Consider the following 24,272-nt stretch of genomic DNA (forward strand, 5'->3'; position numbering starts at 1 on the left):
CGGCCGGCGCGCCGGCCACCGCTGTCGCTGCTGATCGGGCAGGCCGTTGTCCGCACCTGTTACCGGGCGTGGATGTCGGTGGCGACGCTGCTCGGCACGGCCCTGCGCCGCACCGGGCGCGGCGCCCGTGACCTGCGGATCGACCCGGCCCACCGGCGTGATGGTCTGGGCTTGGCCGCCTTTGGCGGTGCCATCCTCGCCGCGGCCGCGGTGTGGTTCTCCGCGGGTGGCCCGGTCGGCGACTTCGTGGCCGCCGCGCTGGAGCTGTCCGTCGGCGCGGGTGCCTGGGCGCTGCCGCTGTTCGGTCTGGGCGCGGCCTGGCGCCTGGTCCGCTCGCCCACCGATCCTGGCAGCCGCGGCCGGGTGGTGATCGGCTGGTCGGCGTTCGCGGTGGGCGCGCTGGGCGTGCTGCACATCGCCCGCGGCCTGCCGGACATCGGGGACGGTGTGGACCGGGTGCGGGGTGCGGGTGGCATCGTCGGCCTGATCGGCGGCCTTCCGCTGGCCAGCGCGGTGACGTCGTTCCTCGCGGTCCCCCTGCTGGTACTGCTCGCGGTGTTCGGCATCCTTGTGATCACCGCGACGCCGATCCGTCAGGTGCCCGAGCGGCTGGCCCTGCTCGTGGATCGGCTCACCGCCGGCGTCCGCGAGCCGCGCGCCGCGGCGGAGCCCGACGCCGACTACGACGAGTTCCTCGACGAGGACCCGGTCGGCGTGCCCGCTGCGGCGGTCGGCGACCCCGATGCGTACGACGTGGACGCGGCGCAGCCCAATACCCGGCGCTCGCGCCGCCGCTCGGCCAGCGCCCCCGGCGATGCCGCCGATCCGGCCGCCGCGGCCGCCGCGGCCGCCGCGGTCGCCGCCGCGTCCGGCGATGTCGGGCTTGACCTGTTCGGCGAGGTGGCCGGCCCGGAGGCGGACACCGGGTATGCCGTCGCGGGTCCAGCCCAAGCCTCAGCCCCGGCGCCCGCCGCCCGGCGTCGGCGCGACCGGGCGGCGAAGGCCACGGCGGGCGCTGCCGACACGGCCACGGGCGTGCCCGGGCCCGGCTCGCCGGATGCCGCTGAGCAGATCGAGTTTCTGGCGCCGCCGGGCGATGGTGGCTACACGCTGCCGTCGCCGACCCTGCTGCGTTCCGGGACCCCGCCGAAGGTCCGTTCGGCCGCGACGGACGCGGTGATCGGTTCACTGACCGACGTCTTCAGCCAGTTCAAGGTGGATGCTCGGGTCACCGGCTTCACCCGCGGTCCGACGGTGACCCGTTACGAGGTGGAACTCGGCGCGGCCGTGAAGGTCGAGCGGATCACCCAGCTGGCAAAGAACATCGCGTATGCGGTCAAGAGCCCGGACGTGCGGATCATCAGCCCGATTCCCGGCAAGAGCGCGGTCGGCATCGAGATCCCGAACACCGACCGGGAGCTGGTGTCTCTCGGCGACGTGCTGCGCAGCGGTGAGGCGCTCGGCAACGCCCATCCGCTCCTGGTGGGCCTCGGCAAGGACATCGAGGGCGGCTACGTCCTGGCGAATCTCGCGAAGATGCCGCACATCCTCATCGCCGGCGCGACCGGCGCGGGCAAGTCGACCTGCATCAACACCCTGATCACCTCGGTGCTCGCCCGAGCGACACCCGATCAGGTGCGCATGGTGCTGGTCGACCCCAAGCGGGTGGAGCTCACGAACTACCAGGGCATTCCGCACCTGATCACGCCGATCATCACGAACCCCAAGAAGGCCTCGGACGCGCTGCAGTGGGTCGTGAAGGAGATGGAAAACCGCTACGAGGACCTCGCCGCCTGCGGTGTGCGCCACGTGGACGACTTCAACCGCAAGGTACGTGCCGGGGAGATCGTCACCCCACCCGGCTCGGAGCGGGTGTACGTGCCGTATCCGTACATCCTGGCGATCGTGGACGAGCTCGCCGACCTGATGATGGTCGCCCCGCGCGACGTCGAGGACGCGATCTGCCGGATCACGGCGATGGCCCGGGCAGTCGGCATCCATCTGGTACTGGCCACCCAGCGCCCCTCGGTGGACGTCGTCACCGGACTGATCAAGGCGAACGTCCCGTCGCGACTGGCGTTCGCGACCGCGTCGCTGGCCGACAGCCGCACGATCCTCGACCAGGCCGGAGCAGAGAAGCTTGTCGGTCTGGGCGACGCCCTGTTCCTGCCGATGGGGGCGGGTAAACCGGCGCGGATCCAGGGCGCGTTCGTCTCCGAGGACGAGATCGCCGCGATCGTCGACCATACGAAGGAGCAGGCCCCGCCAGCGTTCCGGGAGGACGTGTTCGAGGCAGCGGGCGAGTCGAAGAAGGAGATCGACGAGGAGATCGGCGATGACATGGCCCTGTTCCTGCAGGCTGTGGAGCTCGTCGTCAGCACCCAGTTCGGCTCGACGTCGATGCTGCAGCGCAAGCTGCGGGTGGGTTTCGCCAAGGCTGGCCGCCTGATGGACCTGATGGAAAGCCGTGGCATCGTCGGCCCGAGCGAGGGCTCCAAGGCCCGCGACGTGCTGGTCATGCCGGACGAGCTGGAAGGCCTGCTCACCACCCTGCGCGCCGGCTGACCGGGGGGGCTCGGCCGGGTGGGCCTGCTTTCAGGGCCGGCCTGGGAATCGTAGACTCGCACGCGGTTGCCTCCACGCTAGTAGGCAGCAACGGACGGTGTGGAGGTCACGTCATGCAGTCCGTGGACGTTCCGCAGCCGGCCAGTGCCGGCTCGCAGCTCGCTGCGGCCCGCCGCGAACGTGGCCTGACGGTCGACGAGGTCAGCGAGCGCACGCGGGTACGCGCCACCCTGATCGAGCAGATTGAGCGCGACGACTACTCGCACTGCGGCGGCACGGTGTACGCCCGCGGTCACCTGCGCAGCATTTCGGCGACGCTGGGCCTGGACCCAGGGCCGGTGCTGGCCGCCTACGACGCCACCCACGAGTCGCTGACCGGCCCGGTCCTCGTAGTTCCCCCCGGCGAGTTCGACCCGCTGCGCAGCACATCCCGAAGCGGCGGCCGCACCTTCCGCTGGGGTACCGCCATGATCGTTTCGTTGGTGGCGGTGTGTCTGGTAGCCGTCGTCCTCCTGCTGCTGCCCGACGGTGGTTCGTCCGACTCGACCAACTCGGCGCGCCAGGCCAGCTCAACTGCCCCGGCCAGCGCCGCCCACGCCACGTCACCGCCCTCGGTCAGCGCCCCCGAACCCACCACCCCTGCCCCCACCGGGGTAAACCTCGTGCTGGTGGCGAAGGACGCGCAGAGCTGGCTTGAGGTCCGTGATGACCAGAGCCACATACTGCTCTCCCAACTTCTTCAGCCCGGCGATTCCCGGACGATCACCGCTCCCGGCGTACTGCGCATCCGCATGGGTAACGCCGGCGCCGTCAGCCTTTCCTGCAACGGCCGCGACCTCGGCCAGCCCGGGGGTGTCGGCCAGGTCGTGACGGTCACAGTCAGCGCTGCGGCATCCGGCGGCTGCCAGCTTGGCGGAGGCGACAGCGCCGGCTGACAAGGCTTCACGTTCCATGGTCACGGGTATGGACCGCCTTCCCGCCTCGAGACCTCGTGGATGTGGTGGACCTCGTGGACCCAGTGGACCCAGTGGACCCAGTGGACCCAGTGGACGTGGAGTCGGCCGCCCTGACGCTGGGAGCCGGAGCTGCGACAGGTGGCGTTGGCCGTTTGGTCCGGGGGGCACGGTTCGACGGTTCCGCGGAACCGTCCTCGCGACCGGGGACATCCAGACATAGCGGAGAGGCAGGCCCATGATTGCTCGGACGCGAGCTACCACGCCGGCCTGCTGCTGTCCGCCATGTCGGGCTGATGCGGCGCCGGCCATCGATGCCCCGGTAGCCTGACCTCGTGTCCACACGCGTTCCCCGCCGGGTAGCTTTGATCACGCTCGGTTGTGCCCGTAACGAGGTGGACTCAGAGGAGCTCGCGGCCCGGCTCGGCACCCAGGGCTGGCAGCTGGTTGACGAGGCCACTGACGCCGACGCCGTGCTGGTGAACACCTGCGGTTTCGTGGACGCGGCGAAAAAGGATTCGATCGATGCGCTCCTCGCTGCCGATGGCCTGCGTGACGAGACAGGCCGGGACGGTCCGCGGGCGGTCGTGGCGGTCGGCTGCATGGCGGAGCGCTACGGCAGCGAACTTGCGGGCAGCCTCCCCGAGGCCGACGCGGTGCTGGGCTTCGATGCCTATCCACGCATCGGTCAGCATCTGGACGCCGTCCTCGACGGCGCTGAGGTGCCGGCACACGCGCCCCGCGACCGCCGCCATCTACTGCCGATCACGCCGGTGGAGCGACGGTCCGCCGGCGTGCACGTGCCGGGGCATGGCACGGCGCTGCCGTCGGTGGAGCGTCGGCGGTTGGCGGCGGGGCCGGTTGCCGCGTTGAAGATCTCCAGCGGATGCGATCGGCGTTGCGCCTTCTGCGCGATCCCGTCGTTCCGCGGCTCCCATGTGTCCAGATCCGCCGAGGACATCCTCGCCGAGGCGGAATGGCTGGCGGGTGAGGGCGTGCGCGAACTCCTGTTGGTCAGTGAGAACTCGACGTCCTATGGCAAGGATCTCGGCGATCTGCGTGCGTTGGAGGCGCTGGTTCCGCAGCTTGCCGCCGTGCCAGGTATCGCACGGGTGCGCCCGGTCTACCTGCAGCCGGCCGAACTCCGTCCGTCGCTGCTGGAGGTGCTGCTCACGAACCCGGGGGTGGCGCCGTACCTGGACCTGTCATTCCAGCACGCCAGTCCGCGGGTACTGCGCAGTATGCGTCGGTTCGGCGGTGCGGAGCACTTCCTCGATCTGCTGCGCCGGGCTCGCGCGTTGTGCCCGGACCTCGGTGCGCGTTCCAACGTCATCGTCGGGTTCCCCGGCGAGACGGAGGCGGACATCGAGATTCTCGCCGAGTTCCTCGTCGAGGCCGATCTGGACGCGGTCGGGGTGTTCGGCTACTCGGACGAGGAGGGCACCGAGGCGGTCGGGATGGCCGGCAAGCTCGACGACGAGGAGATCGAACGTCGCCGGGCGACGATCACGGATCTTGTTGAGCAGCTGACCGCTGACCGGGCGATCGCACGTATCGGGCAGCGGGTGCAGGTGCTCGTGGAGGAGGTCACCGATGGCCTGGCCCATGGATGCGCCGGCCATCAGCAGCCGGAGGTTGACGGCGCGTGCGTCGTGCGTCTGCCCGCTGCGCCGTCGTCAGGAGGGCGTTCACCCGTGCGGATCGGTGACGTGATCGAGGCGCGAGTTGTAGCGACAGAAGGTGTGGATCTGATCGCCGAGCTCGAGACCGTCCCTGGTCAGGCGGGGCCCGGCGTGGCCGGCGAGACGTGACCGATACCCCCGCTGATGCTCCGGTGCTCAACGTGGCGAACCTGCTCACGATCGTGCGCCTGGCGTTGGTCCCGGTCTTCGTGGCTTTCCTTTTCACAGGACCGAGCGACCACGGATGGCGGTACGCGGCGTTCGCGGCCTATGCCGTGGCCGCAGTCACCGACCAGATCGACGGGCTGATCGCCCGCCACTGGCACCTGGTCACCGACTTCGGCATCCTGGTCGACCCGATCGCCGACAAGGCGCTGACCGGGGCGGCGATGATCTCGCTTTCCGTGCTTGGTGAACTGCCCTGGGTCGTGACCGTGGCAGTCCTCCTGCGCGAGGTTGGCGTGACGCTGCTACGCCTGTGGGTCATCCGGTTCGGGGTGATTGCCGCCAGTCGTGGCGGTAAGGTCAAAACGTTGTTACTCAACATCGCCATCGGGCTGTACATACTGCCGCTGACGGGGGCGGCCGCGACCGGTCGCGCGGTCATCCTCGCGGCTGGGGTGATCGTAGCTGTGGCCACCGGGATCGACTACGTCTACCGGGCTCTGGCCCTGCGTCGCCGGGCAGCCCGGCGGGAGCCGGCGGCCACCGACAGCGAGGGATTTGCGGATGCTTGCTGAGCTGCTGGCCGTGGGGGACGAGCTGCTGTACGGCGACATCGTCAACGGCAACGCGGCATGGCTCGGAGGTCAGCTTGCCGACGCCGGGGTGACGCTGAAGTGCTCGGTCGTCGTGGGCGATGACGTGGGCACGATCGCCACCGCGATCCGCACGGCTCTGACCCGCGCCGAGACCGTACTGATTACCGGTGGTCTCGGCCCCACCCAGGACGATCTGACCCGCGAGGGAATCGCGCTCGCCGCGGGCGTCGAGGTGCACCGGGACGCAGAGCTTGCCGGGGAGCTTGCCCGCCGGTATGAGCGGCAGGGGCGTCCCGGCGTGCCGAGCATGAACTTCCGCCAGGCGGAGCTGCCGGTCGGTGCGCGGCCGCTGTCCAACAGCGCAGGCACTGCGCCGGGAGTGCGGATGGCGATCGGCGCCGGGGTTGTCTACGCGATGCCCGGCGTACCGTTCGAGATGACCGCGATGTTCACCGCGAGCGTCCTGCCCGATCTGCTGAGTCGGGCGGGGCAGCCGGCCGTGGTGGTGCATCGGGTTCTGCGCACCGCGGGGATGTGGGAGTCCTCGGTCGCCGAGGCGTTGGCCGGTGAGGTCGAGCGGCTCGCGCCGATCGGCAATCCGCGTATCGCGTTCCTGGCCAGCGAGGGGCAGACCCGGGTTCGGATCACCGCCCGGGCCCGGGACCGGGCGGAGGCTGACGCGCTCATCGCCCCGGTGGAGACGGCGGCGCGGGCGGCGCTCGGCGCCGGCGTCTACGGCAGCGACGAGGACACCCTTGAGGGTGTGGTGCTCGGTCTGCTGGGCGCGCGCGGTGCGACGATCGCCGTCGCCGAATCGATCACCGGCGGCCTCCTCGCCGGCCGGCTCACCGACGTGCCCGGATCCAGCGCCGTGTTCCGCGGGGGAGTCGTGTCCTACGCGACGGACGTCAAGGCCTCGGCACTCGGCGTGGACGCCCAGGTGCTGGCCACCGAGGGTGCCGTGTCGGCGGCGACCGCCGCGGCGATGGCGTCGGGCGTGCGCGAGCGGCTGGGCGCCGACTACGGGCTGTCGACGACTGGCGTGGCCGGCCCGGGCAGCACCGAGGGGCATCCGGCGGGCACGGTTTACCTCGGCCTGGCTGGCCCGGACAGTTCGGTGGATGCCCGGACCCACCTGGTGCGGTTGCCGGGAGATCGGGCGCGAGTGCGGACATTTGCCGTCGTCTCCGCCCTGGACCTGCTGCGGCGGATGTTGACCACTGGCTTCAATGTGGCAGGCTGAACACACTGCGTCACGCACGCCCGGTGGGACACCGGAGTAATCGCCGGACCCGAGGTGCTTACACAGTTACAGTCCCATCAACGGCGGCCCGAGGGCCGTGGTGGTGGGTATACGGTGAACGCACCCCGCGGACGAAGGAGGAGGCTCGATGGTCCTGCTCCGACGCATGATCGGCGAGGCGTTGCGCCGCCGCCGTCAGGATCAGCACCGCACACTTCGGGAGGTGTCGTCGGCGGCCAGAGTGTCGCTCGGCTACCTCTCCGAGGTCGAACGCGGCCAGAAGGAGGCGAGCTCCGAGCTGCTCGCGGCGATCTGCGAGGCACTCGGGGTGCGGCTCGCTGACCTCCTACGTGAGGTCAGCGAGGACCTGGAGCTTGCCGAGCTCGCGGTCGGCGGCGCCACGGTGGTGGTGCCGGCTCGTCCGACCGTGGTGGAACGGGCGGCCTGAGCGTCGGCTTACGCACCTCGTTCCCGGGCAGGTCTGTGTGTGCAGGCGGCTGTCCGAGAGCGAGGAGAGCGAGCCATGAGCGCAATACGAAGTCCCCTGTCCGATGAGGCTGGCACTGTCGCCGGTGAGGCGCTGCAGGGCGCCCTGATCGATCTGGTCGATCTGGCGCTGTTTGCCAAGCAGCTGCACTGGAATGTCACCGGCCGGAGTTTTCGTAGCGTGCACCACCAGCTTGACGAGGTAGTCGCGCTGGCCCGGCGCTACTCCGACGAGGTCGCCGAGCGCGCTGTCGCGATCGGTATCAACCCGGATGGTCAGTCGGCGGTTGTTGCCCGCGGCACCCACCTGCCAGGGGTGGAGGCCGGTTATGTCGCGGACGAGAAGGTGCTGCGGCTCGTGACCGAGGTTCTCGCCGGTGTGGTGACGAGGATGCGTACCCGGATGGACGCCACCGGCCAGCCCGACCCGGTAACCCAGGATCTGATCATCGGCATCGTGCACGACCTGGAGGAGCAGCACTGGATGTTCCAGGCGATGGTCTGACGGGTCCCGCTGATCCGGATCTGGCCCGAACGGGCTAGGCCGGGTGGCGGCTGGCGCGCCGTTCTGCCAATCTCCCCGGTTACGAACGCCGTAAAGAAAGTAGGTGACGTGAGCACCGCCTCACGACCCGAGGAGGAGGACGTCGCGCCAGGCCACCGGCCCATCCAGGTCTGCAAGGGGTGCAATGGACTGGGCGAGCAACTTGTGGTCTTCGCGACCGCGCGCGGCGGATTCGTCCCGGCCTGTCGAACCTGCGGGGTATGTCTGGGGCGCGGTCGCACGGCGCTGAACCCTCCGGTCTGACGTCAGGCCGACTCGATCGGGCCCGCCCTGTGGGTACGCCGGGGCAGCGGTGCCGTGCGACGATCGTGGTATGGCGAATGTCGTCCGCAAGATTGCCCGGTATCTGTCGGCGTCGGCGAACCGCAAGTTCGACGAGCGGGCTGATCCGCGGGTGCAGATCGACCAGGCCATCGAGGACGCCCGCCAGCAGCACGAGGCGCTGGTCCAGCAGGCGGCGCTCGTCCTTGGCAATCAGCGCCAGCTCGAAATGCGCCTGGCCCGCCAGGCGGACGAGGTCGCGAACCTCACGGAATCGGCGCGCTCCTCGCTTCTGCTCGCCGATCGGGCGCGCGGTGCGGGTGACGTGGCCGCAGCGGCACGCTACGAGGAGACGGCGCAGGCCTTCGCCAGTCAGCTCGTCTCGGCGGAGGGATCGCTGGATGACCTGAAGAACCTGCACCGTCAGGCGGCGTCCTCGGCGGCGCAGGCCCGTACCGCGGTCGAGGACAACACGGCGCGCCTGCAGCGGCATCTCGCCGAACGGGCCCGGCTGCTGACCCAGATCGAGCACGCCGCCATGCAGGAGCAGATGACGCAGGCGATGGAGGGCATGTCACCGCTGGCGCCAGCCGGGGACACGCCGACTCTCGCCGAGATCCGGGACAAGGTCGAACACCGCTACGCCGTCGCTCTGGGCCGCCACGAGCTCGCCTCGCAGGGAATGGAGGCCCGGATGGTCGAGGTGCGTCGGGCGACCATGGACGCTCGCGCGCAGTCGCGTCTGGCCGAGCTGCGCGGCAGCCTGCAGTCCGGGTCGGCTGAGATCGAGCCCGGTGCCGCGGCGCGGCCCTCGCTGGCGAAGGGGGACGGCACGGCAAATCCGGCAGCGCAGGCTGGCCCGGCGGAGGAATCGGGCAGCGATGGACGTTCTTAGCCGGGCCGTACCCGGGCTGCCGGACTGGCTTGGGGCCGGCGTCGAGCGCCGCTCGCTGCGCCGGCTCCAGCGGCGGGACGGCCGTGGACGGCGTTGGGCTGGCCGATGGGTTGCCACGACAACGGCGGGCTGGAGTGCGGTGGCAGCACTGTCCCCGGTCGGGGCCGTGCTGGGCGGCGGGGAGTGGCTGCTGCTCGGGGCGGCGGCACTCGTCCGGGCGGGGCTCGGCGGATGGGAACTCGCGAGGCTGCGGCGAGTCGACGAGGCGGTCGCGCTGCCGCGTACGGTGGCGCCGAGTCCCTGGGAGCTGCGTGGGTCTGCCGCGGCGGCCCCGCTGCGCAGAGGAGAGACGGCCCTCGGCGCGCTCGCGGCGTTGGCCCGTTCGCTTGGTCAGGCCGGGCGGTCCGGTCCGGCCGCGAGCCTGGTGCGCGGTGCCGTCGTTGACGGCGTGGAGCTGGTGAACGGGCTGCGGATCGGGGCCGTGCGGGTCACGGCCTGTGAGGCAGCGATGCGGGCGATGGCGGACCCGGCTCGGCGGGCGGAGGTCGCCCGGGCCCGCGACGAGCTGGCGGCGACCATGCAGACGTCGGTGGCGGGCATGGACGAGCTGCTTGCGGCAGCCGTCGAGGTGGTCGGTGGAGCGCGCCCATCAGCGGCCGATCTGGAGCGGCTGCGAGCCGACTCCGAGCTGCTGCGCGAGTACGCGCGTGCACTGCGGTCGCTGGCCGGTTGACGCCCACCTCCTGTGTTGGACGGCAGATACGGGCGACAGGGCCTCCCCCACAGTGTCGTCTATCCAACTGGGTGGCACCTTGGGGGGAGAGATCGTCAGGTTTACCCCGGGTTCATTGACTACGCTCCGTAGTACATGGCAATCGGTCATAAGGTCCGCCGTCGTGCGTGTGGCCATCTTCTTGAGATTCACGGCCATTTGATGCCGTTTGCTGGTGCTACGCCGCCGCGAAACCAACGGTTCCGCCTGTGTCGTGCATACCGTGCGTAATTGTTGTGCTGGTGCGGCCGAGGTCGGGGCCGGGCGGCACTGGCCTGCCCAGGAGTGGATGTGTAATGTCCGGCTTGTCCAAAGCTCGCTGTCTGGCACACGGCGGGCTCATCAAGACCAAGGCGCGTTGCGGTCATCCGGTGCTGGCGCGTACCGGATCGGGTTGCAGGGCGCTGGGGGGTGGCGCGGTCCTAGCGGGTCAGAGGTGGACTTACCGTGACATGCCCAACCGAGGAGATCTCCTCGGGCGGTTCCGCGGCCGGCACGAGCGTCGCCGAGCTGGACCGGCCATATAGTGAACAGCGCTGGTCGTTGATGCTCCCGCATCGGGAGCGTCTTATTCACATCGCCCGCCGCCGGCTGCCCAGCAAGGCCGATGCGGAGGACTGCGTGCACGAGGCGTTCATCCGTGCGGCGGGATTTCGCGACCTTGATGCGAGTCGGGTCGGTCAGTTCCTCACCACCACTGTGCTTCGTCTGTGCGTCGACCATCACCGGGCCCGGCAGCGGGCCGAGCGGGCTGTGGTCCGCGGGTACCTGCAGCCGTGGGAGCCCGCGCCGGACGATGCGGTCTGTGACCGGGCCGAGGCGCGCTGGTTGCTTGCTCGTGCGGGTGCGCTACGTGGTCGTGAGCGTCAGGTGATCATGGCTCGGGCGGCCGGAATGAGCACCCGGGAGGCGGCGGCGGATCTTGAGATCAGCCTCAAGGCCGCCGAGGGCGCCTTCACGCGCGGCCGCGCCCGGCTGATCTCCTTCTCCCGGAACTGATCCATCCAGAATCGGCTTTCCCGGATCCCGCGTCCCGCACGGAACCTACAACCGGGTGGAGCTGACGTCCCGCCCCCGTCGGGCCGTTCGACGTAGGTTCCGCACTCTCACTGTCAGCACTCGGCTGGCAACGCGGGCACCAGGTGGTGCGGCGACTCTCGTCGCCGCCCCCGGGGCCGTTGCCACTGCCCGTCTTACCATCAGCGCCTCGAATCCTGCTTCCGCACCGTCGGCAGGGGCGCCCGGCGCGTCCGTAGACCCAGTGTTCCTGGCCGGGGCGAGTGGACCCGGTCGTCGCCTGATGCCCGCCCCGAGCGCCGACGGAGATCATCGTTCGGGCCCGGCGCACGAGCCCTTCGAGATCGGGCACATCGTCCACCGGCGTCCCCGGAAATGGGTGTGCAGGGTCAGGCCTCCGTCGATCCGGGTGAGCAGGTGCTTTCCGCGAGCGGCGACGCACCTCAGCCGCCGCCCGGACAGATCCACGGTAGCCAGGTGCGGCACTCGAAATTCGCTACGCAGCAGAGTCTCGCCGGCGAGCGCCGCGTCCAGCCGCCTGGCCGCGCGCCATACGGTGTCACCCTCGGGCATGGTCACCCCTGACCTGGTCGTCGGCTGCGGCGCCGCCCGCTGGGAGCCTGCGAACAACCAGAATCGCACCTGCCAGGCCCAGGGCCAGGGTCAGGGCGAAGGTCGCGCGAAGCCGTGCAGGTCGGCAGCGACGTCGGGCAGAACCGTGACCACTGCGAGCGCCTCGAACGCGACCAATGTGACGACTGCTACCAGGCCGACGGTGAGGGCCCGTACCCGCCGGTCCCACGCGGAGGTGATGGCCGGTCCCGACCAGCCTGGCGGCGGCTCGGGCGGCTCGGGCGGCTCGGGCCGGCCGGGCGATGCGCTCACCGCCGCAGGCGCAGGCCGCGCGGTGTCGGGCGGAAGCCGGCCCGGGTGAGCGCAGCGCCGACTGTGCTGGTGGTGATGACCCCTCCGTCGGCCTTCTCCACACTCAGCGTGCCAAGGGCTCCGTCGATCACCGACCGGGCGAGCGCCTCGGCGGCGCGCTCGGTGATCTTTTCGTCGGCGGACCAGGTCAGAAGTGAGCGCCCGCCGCGTTCGACGTACAGGACGAGCTCGCCGTCGACCAATACCACCAGCGCCCCTGCCTTGCGCCCCGGACGGTGCCCGGCGGCGTCTGGGGCCGGTCCGGGCCGGACTGGCCAGGGCAGTGCGGCGCCGAACGGATTCGCCGGGTCGGTCGCGGCGAGGACGACGCCGTCCGAGGCGCTCGGTGCTGGTGCTGCGGGTGCCCAGGCCGGGGTGGCCGCGGCGTCGCGTTGGGCAGCGGCGATGGTCCGCAGCCGGTCGACCGCTCCGGGCACGGCGAACTGGGCGGCGCCGAGCCCCTCGATGAAGTACCCGCGCCGAGCACGTCCGGCGTCCTCGAACGCGCTGAGTACTCGGTATACCGCGGCGAAGCCGCCCGGAGTGTGTTCGGCGGTGGCCGCGCCGCGGGTGACGATGCCATGCCGGTCGAGCAGCGCCTCGGCCTGGGCGTGGGCGCGTCGGGTGGGGTCACCGTCACGGGCGGGAAGCGCCGACCAGCGGCCGGCTGTGGTGGGCGGTCCGGTCCGGCGGGGCATCGCCGGGCGGCCGTAGCGGGACGGCCGGGGCCGGGCGGTGCGCCGCCGTCCGTTGCCAGCCGGGGTTCCATCGATACCACCGGATCCGGAGCCTCGAGAACCTCCGGATCCAAGGACGACCCGCAGCGGCGCCAGGGTGTCGTTGGTGATCTGGCCGGCCCAGACCAGGTCCCAGAGCGCAGTGGCGAGAGCGGAGTCGTCGAGCGACCCGACCCGGTCGGACAGTGCGCGGAAGAACATCGCCGCTCCATCGCCGAGCGCCTCGAGGATCGCGCCGTGCAGCGGACCACCGGCGGCGTCGACGTCGGGGACAGGAAGCAGCAGCGGCGCGGCGTCCGCGGTGACCAGGGTGAGCCAGCCGTCGCCGCCGGGCAGGCCACCGGCGCCGGCCCATTGCACCTCGCCGGCGGAGCACAGCTCGTCGAGCAGGGCGGGAGAGTATCCCGGCACCCGTGCCGGCAGCACCAGCCGTTCCCAGGCGCTGGCCGGGATGAGCGCCCCCTGCAGCTGCTCGACGGCGCGCAGCACGCCATCGACGCCGCGGGCGCTCCGGCGCCCGCTGCCGGTGATGCCGTGCCAGGCAGGCAGGAACGCTCCCAGCGCGCGCACCGGTGTCGGCTCGATCTCGCGCCGCAGTGCCGCGAGGCTGCGTCGGCGCAGCATCCGCAGCACCTCCGCGTCGCACCACTGCACCCCGGTGCGCTCAGGATGCAGCTCCCCGCGTACAAGTCGCCCGCGCGCGGTCAGCGCCTCCAACACGGTGACGACGACCGCCACGCCCAGACCGAGGCGGCGAGCCGGTTCGGCGGCGTCGAACGGCCCATGGGTGCGTGCGTACCGGGACAGCAGATCGCCGAGAGGGTCGTCGACCGGAACCGCGAACGCGTCGGGCACGCCGAGCGGGAGGGCGACGCCGAGCGCATCGCGCAGCCGCCCTGCATCCTCGACCGGTACCCAGCGTTCCTCCCCGGCGATGCGCACCCGCAGGATCCGCCGGGCCTGCTCGAGCTCGGCCAGCCATACCGGCGTCGCACCGCGGGCAAGGGCTTCCTCGGTCGTGAGGTCGCCGACGAGTCGCAGCAGATCGGCGACTCCTTCGACGTCGCGGGCGTGCCGGTCGGGGCTCAGCCGGGTCAGGTCGGCGCTCAGCCGGGCGAGCACCGCCGGGTCGACGAGCTCGCGCAGGTCGGCCTCGCCGAGCAGCTCCGCGAGCAGTGAGCTGTCCAGTGAGAGGACTTGGGCGCGCCGTTCGGCGAGCGGGGCGTCGCCGTCGTACATGAAAGCGGCGACGTAGCCGAACAGCAGCGCGCCGGCGAACGGCGACGGGCCCGGCGTCTCGACCTCGACGACCCGCAGCGAGCGGCCTGCGATCTCGCGCATCAGCCCGACCAGCGAAGGCGTGTCGAAGACGTCCTGCAGGCATTCCCGCATCGTCTCCAGCACGATCGGGAAGTCGGTGAACGTCGCCGCTACCGACAACAGCTGCGCACTGCGCTGGCGCTGCTGCCACAGCGGGGTACGCCGGCCGGGGGTGCGCCGCGGCAGGAGCAGCGCCCGCCCGGCGCATTCGCGGAAACGGCTGGCGAACAGTGCACTGGCGCCGATCTCGGCGCGCACGATCGCGTCGATCTCGTCCGGCTCGAACACGGCGAGCTCGGCGCTCGGCTCCTGCGCAGCGTCCGGGACGCGCGCGACGATGCCGTCGTCGGTGTGCATGATCTGCACTTCGGTGCCGTACTGCTCGCGTAGGCGGGCGCCGAGGGCGAGTGCCCAGGGCGCGTTCACCGGCGCACCGAACGGCGAGTGCACCGCGAGGCGCCAGTCGCCGAGCTCGTCGCGGAAGCGTTCGACCACGATCGTGCGGTCGTCGCTGAGGTGACCGACCGCGGCGCGTTGTTCCTCCAGGTAGCGCAGCAGGTTCGCGGCGGCCCAGGCATCAAGCCCGGCATCGCGCAGTCGGGCGTCGGCCGCGGCGGACGGGAGCTGGCCGAGCTCGCGCAGGAACGCGCCAAGCTGCCGGCCGAGTTCGGCGGGCCGCCCGGGTGCGTCGCCGTGCCAGAACGGCAGCCGGCCGGGTCGGCCGGGAGCCGGGGTGACCAGCACCCGATCCGGGGTGATCTCCTCGATCCGCCAGCTGGACGAGCCGAGCAGCACCACATCGCCGACCCGGGACTCGTAGACCATCTCCTCATCGAGCTCGCCGACCCGGCTGGACTTCTCGCCGACCAGGAATACTCCGAACATCCCGCGGTCGGGGATGGTGCCGCCGCTGGTCACGGCGAGCCGCTGCCCGCCCGGACGACCGTGCAGCATCCCGGTGGCCCGGTCCCAGACGATGCGGGGCCGGAGCTCGGCGAAGGCGTCGGACGGGTAACGCCCGGCCAGCATGTCGAGCACTCCCTCCAGCACGGATGCCGGCAGGGACGCGAACGTGGCCGTGCGCCGCACCAACGCGCCCAGATCCTCGACGGTCCAGTCCTCCATCGCGGTCATCGCCACGATCTGTTGGGCGAGGACGTCCAACGGGTTGCGCGGGTAACGCAGCGACTCGATCTGCCCGGCGCGCATCCGTTCGGCGACGACGGCGCATTCGAGCAGGTCACCGCGGTGACGGGGGAGTACCACGCCGACGCTTGGCGCGCCGACCTGATGCCCGGCGCGGCCCACCCGTTGCATGCCGGCGGCGACACTCGGGGGCGACCCGATCTGGACGACGAGGTCGACAGCGCCCATGTCGATGCCCAGCTCCAGGCTGGACGTCGCCACCACCGCGGGTAGCCGGCCGGCCTTGAGGTCCTCCTCGATCAGCCGTCGCTGCTCGCGGCTGACACTGCCGTGATGGGCGCGGGCCACCTCGGGTCGGGTCGGGTCGATGCGGGCGAGGCCGGCCGCCCCCATCGTCTCGGCCGGGAACCGGTCGCGCGGGTCACCGCCGGCGCCACTCGCAGCCGCATCCCCTGCCGGATCGTCCTCGTCCGGTGACAGGCGATCGGCATGACGCTCGTTGAGCCTGGCGCACAGCCGTTCCGCGAGACGGCGGGAGTTGACGAACACGATCGTCGAGGCGTGCGCGAGGATCAGATCGAGCACCCGCTCCTCCACCGCAGGCCAGATGGACGCCCGCCTCGCCGCCGCCGCGGACCCGTCGGGATCGGCGTCGGCAAGCGGCTCGCCGAGGTCCGTCATGTCCTCGACCGGCATGATGACCTCGAGCTCGAGGGTCTTCGCTGTCGGCGGCCGCACGACACCTACCGGCCGGGCACCGCCGAGGAACCGGGCCACCTCCTCGATCGGCCGGACCGTCGCCGAGAGCCCCACCCGCTGTGCCGGCTCGTCGAGCAGCGCGTCGAGCCGTTCGAGGCTCACCGCGAGATGCGCACCACGCTTGGTTCCGGCCACGGCGTGAACCTCGTCGATGATCACCATGCGCACGCCGCGTAGCGACTCCCGGGCGGCGCTGGTCAGCATAAGGAACAGTGACTCCGGCGTGGTGATGAGCACGTCCGGCGGGTGGGCGGCGAATCCGCGCCGCTCGGTGGCCGGAGTGTCACCCGACCGGATGGCGACGTCGATCTCGGGCCGGGGGAGCCCCAGGCGCTGGGCCGCAGCCCGTATACCCGCCAACGGGGCGCGCAGGTTGCGCTGCACATCCACGGCGAGCGCCTTCAAGGGGCTGATGTAGAGCACCCGGCAGCGGCGACTGCGCTCGGGCGGCGGCTGGGCCTGGGCGAGGGAGTCCAGCGACCACAGGAATGCCGCGAGCGTCTTGCCCGAGCCGGTGGGCGCGACGACGAGGGTGTCGCCACCGCCGCGGATGGCCTCCCACGCGCCGCGCTGCGCCGGTGTCGGAGCGGCGAAGGCGGCCTGGAACCACTCCCGCGTGGGCGCGGAGAACGGCGCGAGCGGATCGGCGGCCGTGTCCTCCCCGGCCGTGTCCTCCCCGACCGTGTCCTCCCCGACCGTGTCCTCGATGGCCGTGTCCTCCCCGGCCGTGTCCTCCCCGGCCGTGTCCTCCCCGACCGTGTCCTCCCCGACCGTGTCCTCCCCGACCGTGTCCTCCCCGACCGTGTCCTCGATGGCCGTGTCCTCCCCGGCGCTGTCGTCCTGCATGCCGTCCAGTGTGCGACGCGGCTCCGACAGTTTCCGTCTGCCCTACTCGCCCCGCCCCGGCCAGAATGCCGGATTAGTGCGTCTGTGGGAGGCGATGTCCGTGCCGGAGGCAGGTGCACACTGGACGGATGCGGCTGACCGAGTTCTGGGCGAGGATGAACAAGCAGTTCGGTTCCTCCTACGCGGAGTCGTTCGCCCGTGATCACGTGTTGGCCGGCCTCGACGGCGCTACCGTGGAGGTGGCGCTGGCCCGCGGGGATGACGCCAAGTCGGTGTGGCGGGCCGTGTGCGAGGAGTTCGATGTGCCTGCCCGGGAGCACTGAGGGCCCCCGTCCGGCGTGTCGCCTTCGCGTCGAACGCTTGTTCGTCTATGGTTGTCCCCATGCGGCAACTTGTCCACAGATCAGCCACGGCCCTCGAAACTGTCGGACCCAGGGCCTAGCGTCAGCCCCGTGGCCAAGAATCGACGACCTCAGCATGGAGTTACTCCGATGGCGGCAGGGCTTGACCGTGAGAAGGCGTTGGAGAACGCCCTCGCTCAGATCGACAAGGCGTTCGGCAAGGGATCCGTCATGCGGCTGGGAGACGACTCCCGGCCGCCCATTCAGGCCATCCCCACCGGCTCCATCGCGTTGGACGTAGCGCTGGGCATCGGCGGGCTCCCCCGTGGCCGCGTCATCGAGGTGTACGGCCCCGAGTCGTCAGGGAAGACGACCGTGGCATTGCACGTGGTGGCCAATGCGCAGGCCGCCGGGGGCATCGCGGCATTCATCGACGCGGAGCACGCGCTCGACCCGGAGTACGCGGGGAAGCTCGGGGTGGACACGGATGCCCTGCTCGTCTCCCAGCCCGACACGGGTGAGCAGGCCCTGGAGATCGCGGACATGCTGGTTCGCTCCGGGGCGTTGGACATCATCGTCATCGACTCGGTGGCCGCGCTTGTTCCGCGCGCCGAGATCGAGGGTGAGATGGGCGACAGCCACGTCGGTCTGCAGGCCCGGCTGATGTCGCAGGCGCTGCGCAAGATGACCGGGGCGCTCGCGAACTCCGGCACCACCGCGATCTTCATCAACCAGCTGCGCGAGAAGATCGGTGTCATGTTCGGCTCCCCGGAGACGACGACCGGTGGAAAGGCATTGAAATTCTACGCCTCGGTGCGTCTGGACGTGCGCCGAATCGAGACGCTCAAGGACGGCGCCGAGGCCGTGGGTAACCGCACCCGTGTGAAGGTGGTGAAGAACAAGGTCGCACCGCCCTTCCGGACCGCCGAATTTGACATCGTGTATGGCGGTGGTATCAGTCGTGAGGGTTCCCTCATCGACATGGGCGTCGAACACGGCATCATTCGTAAGTCCGGCGCCTGGTACACCTATGACGGTGACCAGCTCGGTCAGGGCAAAGAAAACGCCCGGTCGTTCATGCGCGACAATCCAGACCTTGCCAACGAGATCGAGAAGAAGATCAAGGAGAAGCTCGGTATTCTGCCGACCCTTGAGTCCGACGCGGCGGCGCCGGTCCCGGTCGATCTGTAGCGGATGCGCGCGAGTCGGCGTGACGCCGAACGCGGCCCGACCACCGCTGCCGGGCATGACGTGGCCGACAGGGGTGGTCAGGCGGTCGATCCGGCGGTGGTGGCTCGGGAGATCTGTCTGCGTCAGCTGGCTACGCGGGCGCGTAGCCGTGCTGAGCTTGCCGCCACTCTGCGTCGAAGAGGAGTCGCAGAGGACGTCGCCGAGGCGGTGCTGGACCGGCTGACCGCGGTCGGCCTGATAGATGACAGTGCCTTCGCTGCGGACTATGTCTCCTCTGCGCGAAGCCGACGTGGGTTGGGGCGGCAGGCGCTCGCCGCTGAACTGCGCCGGCGCGGAGTGCAGCCCGACGTCGTCCGGGTCGCCACCGAGTCCGTCTCCGGTGAGGAGGAGGAAAACGGCGCCCGCGATCTCGTGCGGCGCCGATCAGCCGCGATGCGTGGGTTGCCCGCGCCGGTGCGGGCGCGGCGGTTGCTTGCCGTGCTGGCCCGGCGCGGCTATTCGGCGCAGCTCGCCGCCCGGGTCGTGCGCGAGGAGCTCGAGGCAGATCACGGTGGCATGGGCGACCCTGGCGCTGACGGGCTTGGCGCTGACGGGCTTGGCGCGGGCGACGCGGAGCCGGACTGGTAGCCAGCTTGTCCTGGCCGGATTGCGGCGGTGAGTGATATGCGCGATTTCTTGACGCAGGAATGTGTTGTGATCTACGCTTCACTGGAAAGGTGACAGGATCTCGCGGTTCTGCGATGCGGCGATGCAGGTAGCGCGATGTAGATAGCTGGTCCAACTTCACACGTGGGCACCCGCCACCTGCGGATGTCCAGGCCGGTGCGCGACGCGGCCCGTCACGATTGGCGGTCCGCGCAAGTACGCCACAGCGGCTTCACACGCTGCCTGGGAGTACGGGTGTTCGTGCCGCGGTGGTGTTTGTGCCAGGCCGTGGATCCTTCGCCGCCCCCCGTCCAAGCCCGCTCGCGTGGGCCCGAAGACAGCGGAGGGAACCGCGGTGGAGGGCGTCCTGGTCATCGTCCTGTCCGTCGTCCTCCTCGTGCTTGTCGGGCTGGTGGTGATGGTTGCCCGGCTCGCGCACAACGACGGGCGGGTGTCACTGCCGGGTCGCGTACGACGACTGCGGCCCGGCCTCGGGTCCGCGACCCCGAGAAGCCCCGACGCGTACGACGCTCCGCGTTACGACCCGGCCTCTGACGGTGCGGACGGGGAACCCACCGTGAGGGTCCTGCCCGCTGCCACCGGCGGAACGCGGCAGCAATCCCACGACGACGGCCGGCCGTCCGCCGTGGCGCCGGTGGACCCGCCGGAGGCACCCGAGGCCTCTGGGCCCGCCGAGATCCCGGGGATCCCCACGACCCCGGAGATCGCCGAGACCCCACAGACCTCACAGACCACCGAGACCCCACAGACCTCACAGACCACCGAGACCCCACAGACCACGGTGGTGAACACGACCGGTTCCGTGGCCACGCATGCAAGCGTCGGGGCCGCCGGCGCTGCGACCGCGGGGAGCGCTTCTGCCGGCCGTGCGGCCGTCGAGGGCGCGCAGCTACTCGTCCGCGCTGAACGGGAGTCGCAGGAGCGCCTGGCGCGGGCTGAGCGGGAAGGCGCCGAGATCCGTCGGCGCGGTGCCGAGGAGGCCGCCTCGCTGCGTGACCGGGCCCGGGCGGAGGCCGCGGCCGAGGCAGAACGGCTCGAGGCCGCCGCCCGCGAGAAGGCCCAGGCTCAGGCCGAGTCGGCCCGAGCGAAGGTCGAAGAGGCCCGGGCCGAACTGCGTCGACGCGAGGACGCCCTGACCGGCCGCGAGCAACTGATCGAGCAGCGCGCGGCCAGCCTTGACGAGCACGCGAACCGCCTGGCCGACCGGGAGCAGGATCTCCGCGCAAGGGAGACGGAGCTCACTCGGCGGGCGGCAGAGGCGGACGACCTCGAGGCCGAGCGGCGGCAGGCGCTCGAGCAGGTTGCCGGGCTCACCGCCACACAGGCTCGCGCCGAGCTTGTCAGCACCATCCAGCAGGAGGCCCGTCGAGAGGCGGTGCTGCTGGTCCGGGAGATCGAGACGCGGGCCGAGGAAGAAGGTGAGGAACGGGCGCGGCGCATCGTCACGACCGCGATCCAGCGGGTCGCCGCCGAGCAGACCACGGAGTCCGTCGTGACCGTGCTGCAGCTGCCAGGCGACGAAATGAAGGGGCGGATCATCGGCCGCGAAGGCCGCAACATCCGCACCTTCGAGTCCGTCACCGGGGTGAACGTTCTCATCGATGACACGCCGGAAGCGGTGCTGCTGAGCTGCTTCGACCCGGTGCGCCGGGAGGTCGGGCGGATCACGCTCGCGGCGCTGGTCGCCGACGGGCGGATCCATCCGCACCGGATCGAGGAGGAGTACGCCCGCGCCCAGGTCGAGGTCGAGGCGCGCTGCGTGCGGGCGGGGGAGGACGCCCTGGTCGAGACGGGGATCTCGGAGCTGCACCCGGAGCTGATCGTCCTGCTCGGGAGGCTGCGCTACCGCACCAGCTACGGGCAGAACGTGCTCGCGCATCTGATCGAGAGTGCGCACCTCGCCGGGATCATGGCCGCTGAGCTCAGGATGGAACTGCCCCTGGCGAAACGGGCAGCGCTGCTGCACGACCTCGGCAAGGCGTTGACCCACCAGGTGGAGGGCTCGCACGCGCTGATCGGCGCCGACGTCGCTCGCCGCTACGGCGAATCCGAGGAGGTCGTACACGCCATCGAGGCGCATCACAACGAGGTGGCGCCGCGCTCGCTGTGTGCGGTGCTCACCCAGGCCGCCGATCAGATCTCCGGCGGGCGGCCCGGTGCCCGGCGCGCGAGTCTCGAGTCGTACGTGAAACGCCTCGAGCGCATCGAGCAGATCGCCGGGGAGCGCCCCGGTGTCGATCGGGTGTTCGCCATGCAGGCCGGCCGTGAGGTGCGGGTCATGGTGGTTCCCGAGGAGGTCGACGACGCTGCGGCCCATCTGCTCGCCCGCGATGTCGCCCGTCAGATCGAGGACGAGCTGACCTATCCCGGCCAGATCCGGGTCACCGTGGTGCGCGAAACCCGGGCCGTGGGCACCGCCCGCTGAACGGAGAACCTGAGCGGGGAGGGTGAGTGGGGATCAGCCCCGAGTCAGCGGCGGGTCGACTGGCCCGATGGCCGCGGGCGCGCCGAGCCGCCGGTCCTGCCGACGATCCAGCCAGCGGGCCAGCAGCGACAGTAGACCGTTGGTCACGATGTAGATCAGTGCCAGCACGGTGTAGACGGGCAGGGCGTAGCGACTGCCGAGATACTCCACCGCGCCTCGGCCGGACCGCAGCAGCTCGCTGTAGGCGATCACGAATCCGAGCGAGGTGTCCTTGAGCAGGATGACGAGCTGACTGACCAGGGTGGGGCTCATTCGCCGCACGGCCTGCGGGAGCAGGACGAGCCGGAAGGCCTGCAACGGCCGCAGGCCGAGGGCTGCGGCGGCCTCCGCCTGCCCCCGATCGATCGAGCCGACGCCGGCCCGGAAGATCTCGCTGAGCACCGCGCCGTTGTAGACGGTCAGGCCGAGCACGAGCGCCCAGAAGGTTGACACCTGCCAGCCAAGTGCCGGTAGCCCCAAATAGGCGAAGAGGATCAGCATCAGCACTGGCAGGCTGCGCAGCAGTTCCACCGCGACCGTGGCCGGTAGGCGAACCACCCGGCGGCTGGACATCCGGCCGAGCGCCAGCAGCAGGCCGAGTCCCACCGCGAGGACCATTCCGGTGACGGCCACACGCAGCGTGGCGAGCAGTCCCTTCCACAACAGGGTACGTAGCTCCGGCTCGTCCAGGAACACCCGCCAGATCTCCGCGTCGAGCTGCCCCTTGCTGGCAAGCCTGGCCAGGGCGAGCGCGACCAGCCCGGCGAACACGACCAGCGCGGCGACACTTCCGACCAGGATCCGTCGGCGTCCGCGCGGCCCGGGTGGATCGGCGAGCATGAGGGACGTGCCGCCGTTCATCGAACCCGCTCCAGCCGCCGCTCGGTCACTGCGAGCCCGCCGGCCAGCGTGAGAGTGAGGATCAGGTAGCCGACCACACCACCGAGCAGGATGGCGATGACGGCGTCCGGGTTAGCCGTGGTCAGCCGCTGCACCACGCCGGTGAGCTCCTGGACGCCGAAGGCCGCGGCAATCGAGGTGTTGCGGATCAGAGCGCTGATGACGCTGCCCAGCGGCTGCACAACGGTGCGCAGCGCCTGCGGCAGCACGACCAGCCGAAGGTTCTGGCTGAAGGTGAGGCCCAGCGCTCGCGCTGCCTCCACCTGGCCGACATCGACCCCGTTGATGCCGGAGCGTACCGCCTCGCAGACCATCGCCGCGTGGTAGATCGACAGCGCGACCACGGCAAAAGTGAAATACGAGAAGACGATGTCGACCTGGGGCAGAACGAACACCACGAAGAAGAACACCACTGTCAGCGGGGTGTTGCGCACGACCTCCACGTAAACGGTGCCGGCCCAGCGCAACGGAGGCACCGGTCCGACCCGCATGGTGGCAAGCAGAGTCCCGCCGACGAGCGCCGCCACCGTGGCGAACAGGCTCAGCCCCACCGTGCGGCGCAGGCCCTCGGCGAAGATGTCGAGGTTGTCAAGAACGGCGTCGATCGCGAGCCCCTCCCTTCTGTCCCACCGGTCGGCCCTGGTCGCACCGGTCACCGCGGCGGCTGGGGACGCCGGTGGGAAGGCCGGCGGGACGGGCGCGGTTGCGCGGTACCGCGGCCACCCGCCGGCTCTGTCCTGTGGCCTCCGTCGCGCTGCCCGGAGCCCCTGCCCGTCAGCTGGTGTATCGGTCCACTGGCGGCGGGGTCGGCGTCGTCTTCTCGACCTTGCCGACGGTGCTGGCGAACGCCTTCGCCCAGCGTCCGTCACGGTAGGAGGCCTCGAGGGTGTCGTTGACGAACGTCCGGAACGCGGTGTCACCCTTGCGGAGCCCGATGCCGTACGGCTCCTTGGTGAAGGTGCCGCCGACCAGCTTGAACGCGTCCGGATCCTTGTCGATCAGGCCGAGCAGAATCACGTTGTCGGTGGTGACGGCGTCGACCTGGCCATTCTTCAGCGCGTCCGCGCACTTGCTGTAGACGTCGAACAGGACGAGCTGGGCGGCGGGCGCGACCTTGCGGATGTTGTCGGCCGGAGTGGAGCCGCTTACTGAGCACACCTTCTTGCCGGCCAGGGAGTCCTTGCCGGTGATGGTGGTGTTGTCCTTCTTCACCATAATGGCCTGGCCGGCGACGTAGTACGGCCCGGCGAAGTCGACGACCTTCTTGCGTTTGTCGTTGATGGTGTACGTGGCCGCCACGATGTCGACCCGGCCCTGCTCGATGAACGGTTCACGGTTCGCGGAGACGGTTTCGACAAAGTTGATTTTGTTCTCCGGGATTCCCAGCGCGCCCGCGATGATCTTGGAGATCTCGACGTCGAAGCCCTCGGGCTTGCCGCTGAGGTTCTTCAGCCCGAACAGTGGCTGGTCGAACTTCGTACCGACCGTGATCTTTCCGGCGTCGTGCAGGCGGGCCATGGTGGTGCCGGGGGCGAAGCTCGTGGCGGCACTGGGCGTTGCGCTGTCACCGTCGTCGTCGCTGCCGCAGGCGGACAGGCCCAGCGTGGTGAGCAGCACGGCGCCGAGCAGCAGTGCGCCGGCGCGTCGACGGCGCAGACCAAACCCAGTTCGACCGAGCCCAGTACCTCGGCTGGACCCAGTACCTCGGCTGGACCCAGTATCTCGACCGATTGCTGTGCGCATGAACCATTCCCTTCGGGGGCGTTCGCGGATCGTTC

20 protein-coding genes are annotated in these 24,272 nt (G+C 70.7%); 14 read left to right on the forward strand and 6 right to left on the reverse strand.

The window, feature by feature from the left end:
• The 10 genes from MXD95_RS04135 to MXD95_RS04180 all read left to right on the forward strand — a co-directional run.
• Positions 1-2,565, forward strand: a 2,565-nt coding sequence (locus MXD95_RS04135) for an FtsK/SpoIIIE family DNA translocase (protein ID WP_250639180.1), incomplete at its 5' end; no start/stop codon positions are given.
• Positions 2,566-2,678: 113 nt separating this feature from the next.
• Complete coding sequence (locus MXD95_RS04140) at positions 2,679-3,500, forward strand: helix-turn-helix domain-containing protein (protein WP_250639181.1); 822 nt, start codon at positions 2,679-2,681, stop codon at positions 3,498-3,500.
• 353 nt (positions 3,501-3,853) lie between these two features.
• Entirely contained in the window at positions 3,854-5,329 is a 1,476-nt protein-coding gene (rimO, locus tag MXD95_RS04145; RefSeq protein WP_250639182.1) for a 30S ribosomal protein S12 methylthiotransferase RimO, read from the forward strand.
• Complete coding sequence (locus MXD95_RS04150; protein WP_250639183.1) at positions 5,326-5,940, forward strand: CDP-alcohol phosphatidyltransferase family protein; 615 nt, start codon at positions 5,326-5,328, stop codon at positions 5,938-5,940. Before rimO ends, MXD95_RS04150 begins: the two co-directional genes overlap by 4 nt.
• Positions 5,930-7,204: a competence/damage-inducible protein A gene (locus MXD95_RS04155; protein ID WP_250639184.1), complete on the forward strand. Its 1,275-nt coding sequence runs from the start codon at positions 5,930-5,932 to the stop codon at positions 7,202-7,204. The genes MXD95_RS04150 and MXD95_RS04155 overlap by 11 nt, the downstream gene beginning before the upstream one ends.
• A 148-nt stretch (positions 7,205-7,352) precedes the next feature.
• On the forward strand, positions 7,353-7,652 hold the full coding sequence (locus MXD95_RS04160; protein WP_250639185.1) for a helix-turn-helix domain-containing protein: 300 nt from the start codon (positions 7,353-7,355) through the stop codon (positions 7,650-7,652).
• Between the two features lie 75 nt (positions 7,653-7,727).
• A complete protein-coding gene (locus tag MXD95_RS04165) occupies positions 7,728-8,195 on the forward strand; it encodes a Dps family protein (protein WP_250639186.1) in 468 nt (155 codons plus the stop codon).
• Positions 8,196-8,568: 373 nt separating this feature from the next.
• Positions 8,569-9,411 carry a PspA/IM30 family protein gene (locus MXD95_RS04170; RefSeq protein WP_250639187.1) on the forward strand — a complete coding sequence of 281 codons (843 nt, stop codon included), beginning with the start codon at positions 8,569-8,571 and terminating at the stop codon, positions 9,409-9,411.
• The gene (locus MXD95_RS04175) at positions 9,398-10,144 is read left to right on the forward strand and encodes a hypothetical protein (protein WP_250639188.1); all 747 of its coding nucleotides are present in this window, start codon (positions 9,398-9,400) and stop codon (positions 10,142-10,144) included. Before MXD95_RS04170 ends, MXD95_RS04175 begins: the two co-directional genes overlap by 14 nt.
• Before the next feature lie 486 nt (positions 10,145-10,630).
• Positions 10,631-11,182, forward strand: a complete 552-nt coding sequence (locus tag MXD95_RS04180; RefSeq protein WP_250639189.1) for an RNA polymerase sigma factor — start codon at positions 10,631-10,633, stop codon at positions 11,180-11,182.
• A gap of 327 nt (positions 11,183-11,509) precedes the next feature.
• Here MXD95_RS04180 and MXD95_RS04185 read toward each other — a convergent pair whose 3' ends face one another.
• From MXD95_RS04185 to MXD95_RS04195, 3 genes are all read right to left on the reverse strand, one after another.
• On the reverse strand, positions 11,510-11,773 hold the full coding sequence (locus MXD95_RS04185) for a DNA-formamidopyrimidine glycosylase family protein (RefSeq protein ID WP_250639190.1): 264 nt from the start codon (positions 11,771-11,773) through the stop codon (positions 11,510-11,512).
• 90 nt (positions 11,774-11,863) lie between these two features.
• Positions 11,864-12,085 carry a hypothetical protein gene (locus MXD95_RS04190; RefSeq protein ID WP_250639267.1) on the reverse strand — a complete coding sequence of 74 codons (222 nt, stop codon included), beginning with the start codon at positions 12,083-12,085 and terminating at the stop codon, positions 11,864-11,866.
• Complete coding sequence (locus tag MXD95_RS04195; protein WP_250639191.1) at positions 12,082-16,932, reverse strand: ATP-dependent helicase; 4,851 nt, start codon at positions 16,930-16,932, stop codon at positions 12,082-12,084. The genes MXD95_RS04190 and MXD95_RS04195 overlap by 4 nt, the downstream gene beginning before the upstream one ends.
• A gap of 128 nt (positions 16,933-17,060) precedes the next feature.
• Here MXD95_RS04195 and MXD95_RS04200 point away from each other — a divergent pair, with 128 nt between their 5' ends.
• From MXD95_RS04200 to rny, 4 genes are all read left to right on the forward strand, one after another.
• Positions 17,061-17,255, forward strand: coding sequence for a DUF3046 domain-containing protein (locus tag MXD95_RS04200; RefSeq protein WP_250639192.1), 195 nt, complete (start codon positions 17,061-17,063; stop codon positions 17,253-17,255).
• A gap of 168 nt (positions 17,256-17,423) precedes the next feature.
• Complete coding sequence (recA, locus tag MXD95_RS04205) at positions 17,424-18,464, forward strand: recombinase RecA (RefSeq protein WP_250639193.1); 1,041 nt, start codon at positions 17,424-17,426, stop codon at positions 18,462-18,464.
• A gap of 3 nt (positions 18,465-18,467) precedes the next feature.
• Positions 18,468-19,091: a regulatory protein RecX gene (locus MXD95_RS04210; RefSeq protein ID WP_250639194.1), complete on the forward strand. Its 624-nt coding sequence runs from the start codon at positions 18,468-18,470 to the stop codon at positions 19,089-19,091.
• 373 nt (positions 19,092-19,464) lie between these two features.
• Positions 19,465-21,555: a ribonuclease Y gene (gene rny, locus MXD95_RS04215; RefSeq protein WP_250639195.1), complete on the forward strand. Its 2,091-nt coding sequence runs from the start codon at positions 19,465-19,467 to the stop codon at positions 21,553-21,555.
• Positions 21,556-21,588: 33 nt separating this feature from the next.
• On the opposite strand, the gene MXD95_RS04220 is transcribed toward rny, so the two are convergent.
• The 3 genes from MXD95_RS04220 to MXD95_RS04230 all read right to left on the reverse strand — a co-directional run bounded on the left by MXD95_RS04220 (position 21,589) and on the right by MXD95_RS04230 (position 24,237).
• Complete coding sequence (locus tag MXD95_RS04220) at positions 21,589-22,455, reverse strand: amino acid ABC transporter permease (protein ID WP_250639196.1); 867 nt, start codon at positions 22,453-22,455, stop codon at positions 21,589-21,591.
• Entirely contained in the window at positions 22,452-23,072 is a 621-nt protein-coding gene (locus MXD95_RS04225) for an amino acid ABC transporter permease (RefSeq protein ID WP_308301444.1), read from the reverse strand. Before MXD95_RS04225 ends, MXD95_RS04220 begins: the two co-directional genes overlap by 4 nt.
• Positions 23,073-23,268: 196 nt before the next feature.
• Positions 23,269-24,237 (reverse strand): glutamate ABC transporter substrate-binding protein, encoded by a 969-nt coding sequence (locus MXD95_RS04230; RefSeq protein ID WP_250639197.1) that lies wholly within the window; start codon positions 24,235-24,237, stop codon positions 23,269-23,271.
• Between the last annotated feature and the right edge of the window lie 35 nt (positions 24,238-24,272).

This window comes from Frankia sp. AiPa1 (assembly GCF_023243075.1).
GTDB lineage: Bacteria > Actinomycetota > Actinomycetes > Frankiales > Frankiaceae > Frankia.

Coding starts and splice junctions, on each gene's coding strand:
- MXD95_RS04165 (WP_250639186.1), top strand. CDS start 7,728: ATGAGCGCAATACGAAGTCCCCTGTCCGATGAGGCTGGCACTGTCGCC.
- MXD95_RS04175 (WP_250639188.1), top strand. CDS start 9,398: ATGGACGTTCTTAGCCGGGCCGTACCCGGGCTGCCGGACTGGCTTGGG.
- MXD95_RS04160 (WP_250639185.1), top strand. CDS start 7,353: ATGGTCCTGCTCCGACGCATGATCGGCGAGGCGTTGCGCCGCCGCCGT.
- MXD95_RS04230 (WP_250639197.1), bottom strand. CDS start 24,237: ATGCGCACAGCAATCGGTCGAGATACTGGGTCCAGCCGAGGTACTGGG.
- MXD95_RS04155 (WP_250639184.1), top strand. CDS start 5,930: ATGCTTGCTGAGCTGCTGGCCGTGGGGGACGAGCTGCTGTACGGCGAC.
- MXD95_RS04195 (WP_250639191.1), bottom strand. CDS start 16,932: ATGCAGGACGACAGCGCCGGGGAGGACACGGCCATCGAGGACACGGTC.
- MXD95_RS04210 (WP_250639194.1), top strand. CDS start 18,468: ATGCGCGCGAGTCGGCGTGACGCCGAACGCGGCCCGACCACCGCTGCC.
- MXD95_RS04140 (WP_250639181.1), top strand. CDS start 2,679: ATGCAGTCCGTGGACGTTCCGCAGCCGGCCAGTGCCGGCTCGCAGCTC.
- MXD95_RS04185 (WP_250639190.1), bottom strand. CDS start 11,773: ATGCCCGAGGGTGACACCGTATGGCGCGCGGCCAGGCGGCTGGACGCG.
- recA (WP_250639193.1), top strand. CDS start 17,424: ATGGCGGCAGGGCTTGACCGTGAGAAGGCGTTGGAGAACGCCCTCGCT.
- MXD95_RS04170 (WP_250639187.1), top strand. CDS start 8,569: ATGGCGAATGTCGTCCGCAAGATTGCCCGGTATCTGTCGGCGTCGGCG.
- MXD95_RS04220 (WP_250639196.1), bottom strand. CDS start 22,455: ATGAACGGCGGCACGTCCCTCATGCTCGCCGATCCACCCGGGCCGCGC.
- MXD95_RS04200 (WP_250639192.1), top strand. CDS start 17,061: ATGCGGCTGACCGAGTTCTGGGCGAGGATGAACAAGCAGTTCGGTTCC.